The organism is Gemmobacter sp. (assembly GCF_016792925.1).
Lineage (GTDB): Bacteria > Pseudomonadota > Alphaproteobacteria > Rhodobacterales > Rhodobacteraceae > Gemmobacter.
Genome location: NZ_JAEULU010000155.1, coordinates 1 through 2,758 on the forward strand (window position 1 = coordinate 1; position 2,758 = coordinate 2,758).

At 69.3% G+C, this 2,758-nt stretch carries 3 protein-coding genes and 1 pseudogene; 1 reads left to right on the forward strand and 3 read right to left on the reverse strand.

Annotated features, from left to right (window positions below):
• The 3 genes and pseudogenes from JNN06_RS07565 to JNN06_RS07575 form a co-directional block, all read right to left on the reverse strand.
• A pseudogene (locus JNN06_RS07565) lies at window positions 1-351 on the reverse strand (lipocalin); the annotation flags it as partial.
• The gene (locus JNN06_RS07570; protein WP_291238985.1) at window positions 339-968 is read right to left on the reverse strand and encodes a hypothetical protein; all 630 of its coding nucleotides are present in this window, start codon (window positions 966-968) and stop codon (window positions 339-341) included. The gene JNN06_RS07570 and the pseudogene JNN06_RS07565, both read right to left, overlap by 13 nt.
• Window positions 969-1,041: 73 nt before the next feature.
• Window positions 1,042-2,076 carry an aldo/keto reductase gene (locus JNN06_RS07575; RefSeq protein ID WP_291238986.1) on the reverse strand — a complete coding sequence of 345 codons (1,035 nt, stop codon included), beginning with the start codon at window positions 2,074-2,076 and terminating at the stop codon, window positions 1,042-1,044.
• Window positions 2,077-2,250: 174 nt separating this feature from the next.
• Between JNN06_RS07575 and JNN06_RS07580 the strand changes: the two genes are divergently transcribed.
• Window positions 2,251-2,758, forward strand: a 508-nt coding sequence (locus JNN06_RS07580; protein WP_291238987.1) for a hypothetical protein, incomplete at its 3' end; no start/stop codon positions are given.

A 2,758-nucleotide genomic window follows, 5' to 3' on the forward strand; every position in this document is an offset into this window, starting at 1 on the left:
GATGCTGCCGGAGCCAGCCGCCGCCGGCATCATCCGCCCCGGCACCGGCAGCGCCGCAAGCCCGCTATAGGTCTGGCGCGCGCCATTCAGGCAAAGATCGGCCTGCACCGGCACGGCGCCGCCCTCGGGCGTGCCAAAGCGCACCTTGCCGGGCTTGCAGCCACTGGTCCCGGGCGTCTCGGCAAAGCTGGCAACCTGCTGCCAGTCGCCTTTCAGCCCGTCCATCTCCAGCACGGCATTGGAATAGATCTCGGTGCCGGTGTCGCGCCAGGAGGGGCCGCGCGCCGGGGTTTTCTGCGCGCAAGCGGCGAGAAGTGCAGCCGCAGCTGCCAGAAGGATCAGTCGATACACAGGGTCACCTGGCCGCCATCGGCCTGTAGGATGTCATTGCAGCCGAAAAGCGGCGTCACAGGGGCACAGCTGCGCGACCGGGCGAGGCAATAGCCCTCGCAATCGCCCTCGCGCTTACAGGATTTTCCGGCGTCCCGGGTGCGTTGCACGCAGGTCTTGACGCCCTTCTTGCCCGCCTCGGACCATAGCCCGCCGCTGGCCTCGCAGGCCAGTTGCGGGGCGGATTTCGGCGGGGCGGGCTCGGCTTCCGCCTCGGCGTCCGGCTTGGCTGCATCTGGCTTGGCGGAATCCGGCTTGGTGGATTTGGGCGTTGCGGCCTCGGGCTTGGGCGGCGCCGCTTGCGGCGTGCCCTTGATCGTGCCCGCCGGGATGGCCGCGCCACCTTTGGCGGGCGCCACCGCCGCCGCTTTGGAAGGCGCCGCCTTGGCGCCGATGGGCGTGGCCGTCACCACCCCGCCCGCAATCGCGCCGGGCTGGGCCGTGACCGTCGCCTGCGCCGGGCTGGTGGCCGCTGCGGGCGCCGCCTTGCCGCCGCCAAAGGGCAGCGCCATCTGGCAGGCCGTCAAAGTGCCCCCCGCCAGCCCAAGGCACAGGATCAGGGCAGCCGATCTCCACATCTTGCATCTCCGCCAGCGTCAGGCCCCAATTGGACGAAAGCAGGGTGATTTGGCAAGAGCCGGAAATGCGCCATCAGAACGGCGCCGGATGGTCGCGCCAGATTGCGCCGATCCCCTCCAGCACCTCATCCGACAGGCGCAGATCGCGGGCGCCGATATTCACCTCCAGCTGCGCGAGGGTCGAGGCGCCGATGATCGGCACGCAAGGGTATGGCCGCTGGCGGCAAAAGGCGATGGCCATCTGGCAAGGGTCCAGCCCGTGATCGCGCGCGAGCCCCAGATAGGCCGAGATCGCTGGAAACACCTGCGGGGTCACCCGCCCGCCGAGGCCCGGATTGGCGCTGCGCCGCGTATGATCGGGGATCACATCGCCCGCATATTTGCCCGACAGCAACCCCGTCGCCAAAGGCGACCAGGCGAGCAGTGGCATATCCTCCATCGCGGCCATCTCGGCCCAATCGGTATCGAACTGGCGGCAGAGCAGCGAATATTCGTTCTGGATCGCCCCCATGCGCGGCAGACCCTGCGCATCGGCCAGCCGCAGCCATTGCGCCGCCCCCCAGACCGTCTCGTTCGAGAGGCCAAGCGCGCGGATCTTGCCCGCCTTCACCGCCGCCTCGGCAGCCTGCAAGACCTCTTGCATATGGGCCAGCGTGCCCGCGCGATCGGTCTTGGGCACATAGCTCCAGGCCTCGCGGAAGTGATAGCTGTCGCGATTGGGCCAATGCAGCTGGTACAGGTCGATGTAATCGGTCTGCAACCGGCGCAGCGAGCCTTCCAGCGCGGCGGTGAAACTGGCCCCGGTGATGCCCTCGGCGCGAAACGCCCCGGCACCGACGATCTTGGTGGCCAGCTGCACCCGGTCGCGCCCGCCTGCCCGGGCGAACCAGCGCCCGATGATCTCCTCGGTGATCCCCGCCGTTTCGGGCAAGGCCGGGTTGGTGGGATACATTTCGGCGGTATCCCAGAAGGTGATGCCCTGATCCAGCGCATAGGCGATCTGGGCATGGGCGTCGGGTTCCGCCGTCTGGGTGCCCCAGGTCATGGTGCCAAGGCACAGCGGCGAGACGTGAAGGCCGGTGCGGCCAAGCGGGATTTGGGTCTGCATGGGGGTCTCCTGTCGGGGCCAGCCTGCGCCGGGCGGGCGGGAATGGCAAGGGGCGTGGCATGCGGGCGCGTCGGGGCGTTGCGGGGCGCACCGGGGCGCGAGGTTTCGCTTGGCAGGCGGCGCGGGCTTTGGCAGGCTGGGGCCATAGTTCATCCCATTGCCCGGAGACATTGCATGCGCGCCCTGCCCCTCACCCTTTTGCTGGGCCTTGTCCCGGCGGCCAGCCTCGCCCAGCAGCCAGAGATGATGACGCAATGCGAGCCGGGCGCCGCGGTCATGGTGCCGGGTTTCCTCTCCGCCGGGGTGATCACCGAGGAGAAAAGCGGCATGTGCCTGATCGACATGGGGGCTGGCAATATCACGGCGATGCCGCCCGGCGTGCTGGCCCGCGCCGCAAAACCCGAAGGCGCCACCACGGCGACCGAGGGGCCAGAGGCGCTGATCGAAGGCTATTGGACCTGCGCCTTCGCCGCCGGGGGCGAGAGTTTCGAGCTGTATCTGGCGCCGGGGCGCTATGACACCATGGAGGGCAGCACGGGCGAGCTGTTGCCCTATGAGGCCGATCCGCTGGCGGTGCGCTTTGTCGGCGGCCCCTATGACGGGCTGTTCGGCACGGTCAGCAACGCGGCCCTGTCCTTCCAGCCGCCCGGCGCCAGCGGCTCGGCCCATTGCACCTTCCGGC